The organism is Acidovorax sp. FG42 (assembly GCF_057809195.1).
In genome coordinates this window covers 1-863 of the sequence record NZ_JBMDJM010000037.1, presented here as the reverse complement: position 1 = coordinate 863, position 863 = coordinate 1, and the positions used below count along the sequence as shown (strand labels likewise).

1 protein-coding gene is annotated in these 863 nt (G+C 61.8%); it reads right to left on the bottom strand.

Going from position 1 to position 863, the window contains the following annotated elements; all coding sequences use genetic code 11:
* Window positions 1–863, bottom strand: an 863-nt coding sequence (tuf, locus tag ACODSM_RS22420) for an elongation factor Tu (RefSeq protein WP_488806944.1), incomplete at both ends; no start/stop codon positions are given.

The following is an 863-nucleotide window of genomic DNA, read 5'->3' as shown; positions in this document are numbered from 1 at the left end:
GTCACGTCGGTCGTGCGGAAGTAGAACTGGGGACGGTAGTTGTTGAAGAAAGGAGTGTGGCGGCCGCCTTCGTCCTTGCTCAGCACATACACCTCAGCCGTGAAGTGGGTGTGAGGCTTGATCGAGCCGGGCTTGCACAGCACTTGGCCACGCTCCACGTCTTCGCGCTTGGTGCCGCGCAGCAGCAGACCGACGTTGTCGCCAGCTTGGCCTTGGTCCAGCAGCTTGCGGAACATTTCCACGCCGGTGCAGGTGGTCTTTTGCGTGTCGCGGATACCCACGATTTCGATTTCTTCGCCGACCTTGATGATGCCGCGCTCCACGCGACCGGTCACCACGGTGCCACGGCCGGAGATGGAGAACACGTCTTCCACAGGCATCAGGAAGGCGCCGTCCACAGCGCGCTCAGGCGTGGGGATGTAGGTGTCCAGGGCTTCGGCCAGCTTCATGATGGCTTCTTCACCCAGCTTGCCCTTGTCGCCTTCCAGGGCGAGCTTGGCGGAGCCACGGATGATGGGGGTGTCGTCGCCTGGGAAGTCGTACTTGTCCAGGAGTTCGCGCACTTCCATTTCGACGAGTTCCAGCAGTTCTTCATCGTCCACCATGTCGCACTTGTTCAGGAACACGATGATGTAAGGCACGCCCACTTGGCGGGCCAGCAGGATGTGCTCACGGGTCTGGGGCATGGGGCCGTCAGCAGCGGAGCAAACCAGGATAGCGCCGTCCATCTGGGCAGCGCCGGTGATCATGTTCTTCACATAGTCGGCGTGGCCGGGGCAGTCCACGTGGGCGTAGTGGCGGTTGGCCGTTTCGTATTCCACGTGGGCGGTGTTGATCGTGATACCGCGGGCCTTTTCTTCGGG